General features: G+C 71.7%; 4 protein-coding genes. All 4 read right to left on the bottom strand.

All coding sequences use genetic code 11. From position 1 onward, the window contains the following. Positions 1–899 (bottom strand): TolC family protein (locus G3N61_RS38390; protein ID WP_205825045.1); only part of this gene is annotated, 899 nt, incomplete at its 3' end. Positions 900–910: 11 nt separating this feature from the next. Continuing rightward, complete coding sequence (locus tag G3N61_RS38385) at positions 911–1,825, bottom strand: HlyD family secretion protein (RefSeq protein ID WP_043185806.1); 915 nt, start codon at positions 1,823–1,825, stop codon at positions 911–913. A gap of 23 nt (positions 1,826–1,848) precedes the next feature. After that, positions 1,849–2,043, bottom strand: coding sequence for a DUF1656 domain-containing protein (locus G3N61_RS38380; RefSeq protein WP_089454254.1), 195 nt, complete (start codon positions 2,041–2,043; stop codon positions 1,849–1,851). Then, on the bottom strand, positions 2,033–3,285 hold a 1,253-nt coding region (locus G3N61_RS38375), incomplete at its 5' end, for an FUSC family protein (RefSeq protein ID WP_205825044.1). The genes G3N61_RS38375 and G3N61_RS38380, both read right to left, overlap by 11 nt.

Here is a 3,285-nt window from a genome sequence, read left to right as displayed (position 1 = left end):
CGAATGTCGGGGCGTTCGCGGATCACGTCCGACGGCAGCGTGACGGGCAGCGCGGGCGCGACCGGCAGCGTCGCGCCGGGCGCGCTCAGCGCGTCGCGCAGCGTTTCCGGAAAACCGCCGACGAGCACGCCGATCGCGTGTGCGAGCTGCGCGACGTCCCGTTGCAGCGGCGGCAGGGTCGCCTGCGCGAGCTGCAGCTCGGCACGCGCCTGTGCGACCGCGAACGACGTGCCGAGGCCGCGCCGGTTCGACTGCTCGGTCAGCCGCCGCGTGGCGTCAAGGCTCGCGACGTTGTCCGTCGCGATCCGCAGCCGCTCCTGGGTCGCGCGCAGCGCCGCGTAATCCGACGCGAGCTCGGCGAGCAGGCTCACGAGGATCGCGTGGCGATCGTCGTCGAGCGCGTCGATCTGCGCGTCGGCCGATTCGACCGCGCGCCGCCTGCCGCCGAACAGGTCGAGCTCCCATGACGCATCGAAACCGAGCCGGTAGGTGCGCGACTGGCCGATGCCTGGCGGCCAGTCGAGCGCCCGCGACGAGCGTAGCGCATCGGCGTTACCGCCAGCGGTGACGGTCGGGCCGAGGCGACTCGCGATCTGGTCGCGCTCGGCGCGCGCCTGCAGCAACCGCTGGCGCGCGATCGCGAGATCCTGGTTGTGCGCGATCGCCTGAACGACCAGCGCATCGAGCTGCGCATCGCCGAACGCGCGCCACCAGTCCTGCAACTGCGCGGGATCGGCCGGCACCGTGTCGCGCGGCGCGATCCAGCCGGGCGGATGCGCGGGCTGCGGCGCCACGTAGTCGGGGCCGACCGTCGTGCACGCGGCCAGCGCGCACGTGCAGGCGGTGGCGAAGGCGCGCACGTAGCGCGTCGCGCGCAAAGGCGGGAACGGGTATCGCATCGTCGCCTCCTTCACATCCATGCGTGCAGCCACGACGCGAGCCGGCCGCGCGGCGTGCGCTCGCGTCCGCGTTCGCCGACTTCGACGCTGCAGGTCATGCCTGCCGCCAGCAGGACGCCGGCCGGCACCCGGTCGATTTCGATGCGCACCGGAATGCGCTGCGCGAGCCGTACCCAGCTGAAGGTCGGGTTGACAGCCGGCAGGCCGAGCTCGTCGAGCGTGCCGTTCTCGTCCGCGATGCCGCGGCCGATGCTCGTCACGTGCCCGCTCAACAGCGGATCGAAGCCCATCAGCCGGATCGTCGCGGGTGCGTCCGTCGCGATGCGGCGCAGCTTGGTTTCCTCGAAATAGCCGGTGATCCAGAAGCTGTGCGCGTCGAGCACCGAGATCCCGGGCTTGCCTTCGACCGCGTAGTCGCCGTGACGCAGGCGCAGCTGCGTCACGTAGCCGTCGACCGGCGAGCGCAGCGTCGTGCGTTCGAGGTCGAGCTTCGCGACGTCGAGCGCGGCCAGCGCCTTGCGGTGCTCGGCCTGCGCGATCGCCACCGCGCGGCCCGAGCGCTGGATGTCCTCGCGCGGCACGAGATCGTCGAGGCCGGTTCGCCGCTGCGCTTCGTCGCGCTTCTGGCGCATCGTCTCGGCGGTCGCGGCGACCTGCGCTTCCGCCTGCTCCACCGCCAGCGCGAAGCGCTGCGGATCGATCCGGTACAGCACGTCGCCTTTCGCGACGCGCTGGTTGTCGATCACCGCGACTTCGACGACGGTGCCCGACACTTCGGGCGCGATCCGCACGACGTGCGCGCTCACGCGCGCGTCGCGCGTCCACGGCGCGAGGACGTACGCATGCCAGAGTGCAGCGACCAGCACGATCGCGACGGCCACCGTGGCGAGTGTCAGCAGGGAGCGGGTGAGGGGTTTGAGCGACATGACGCGATACGTTCCGACGAAGGCTAGAAGGTGAGGATCAGCGTGGCGACCAGCACGAGCGAAATCGCGAACTCGAACAACGCCGGATGCCACACGTGGCGCAGCACGCCGAGCCGGGCGAGCAGCGCGCGCACGGCCATGTAGAGCGGCACGGTCGCGCACGCATAGACGAAGAACGGCGGCAGGTAGATGCCGGCCAGCGGGAATTCACTGAGCATCGCGGGCGCGCTCCGGAAGGGTGGTGAAATAGGCGGCGTACGTGTGCAGCAGCACGTAGACGTCGGCGAACGCGGCCATCAGCCACTTCAGTTCGGTATTGCCCGGTTGCGACGCGGCGAGGCCGGCGAGGGCGTGCGCGGCGCGCCGTGCATGCCGGGCCGCACGCTTCGGGGCGGCCACGTGCCGCGCGAGGCCGGCAAGCCCGGCGCGCACGTACCGTTGCGCGGTATCGGGCAGGTCGTCGCGCGCGGCGCCGCGACGGATCCGCAGCAGTTCCTTGCCGACGTGCAGCGCCGCAAGTGCCTCGATGCTCACCTGTGTCATCGCGGCCGGCTGGCCGGCGAGCAGCGCACCGAGCTGCGCGATGCGGTGCTGCTGGCGCTGCTGCCAGTCCGCCGCCGTGACGCGCCTGCCGGCCACGAGCGCGAGCGTGTCGTCGCGGATCGTGCGGCGCAGCCGCGTGGCGTCGGTGGCCAGGTTGCGCGGCAGGATCAACTGGAACGTGAGCCGAGTGAGGACGGTGGCGAGTACCCACGCGACCGACTGGTTGAGGAACAGCGCGACGTCGGGGCGGAACGGATTGGTCGCGCCGGTCAGCGTGTTGAACGCGACGAGATAGGCAAGCCCGGCGAGCGCGGTCTTCGGCACGCTCGTCGCGTAGATGCCCGGCATCCAGAACAGCGCGAGCGCGACGACGAGCAAGGGAAAACCTTCGATGCGCGGCAGGATGCCGAACGTGCACACGAACGCCGCCGGTACGGCCAGAACCGTACCCTTGATGAGCGCCTGTGCGGCAGCGGCCGGGTTGCCGGCGGTCGCGAGCAGCGCGCAGTACGGTGCGACGACGAGCAGCATCATGTCGCCCTGGTTCCAGCCGGTCACGAGCCAGAATGCGCCGGCGATCATGATCGCGCAGGCCGAGCGCACGCCGTTGCGCAGGGCCGCGCCCGTGTCGCGGTGAAAGCGCACCCGTGCGGGCCGATGGCCCGGCCGCGGGCGCTGCAGTTCGACGAGCCCGTTCAGCGCCGCACGGTAGTCGTCGATCTGTTCGATCAACCGCTCGCCGGCGATCAGCAACGCCGCCTCGACGCGCGGATTGCCGAGCGTGATGCCTTCGAGGGCGTCGCGCAGGCGTTCGCGCGCATCGGCCAGCAATGCAAGCGCGCGCGCCGCACCGCCGAGGCCGTCGCCCAATGCGTCGGCGGCGGCCTGCCACGCGGCCGCGAGACGCGGCTGCAGCG

The sequence above is a fragment of the Burkholderia sp. Ac-20349 genome (assembly GCF_017104865.1).
Lineage (GTDB): Bacteria > Pseudomonadota > Gammaproteobacteria > Burkholderiales > Burkholderiaceae > Burkholderia > Burkholderia aenigmatica.
This window is presented reverse-complemented; position numbering and strand designations above follow the sequence as displayed.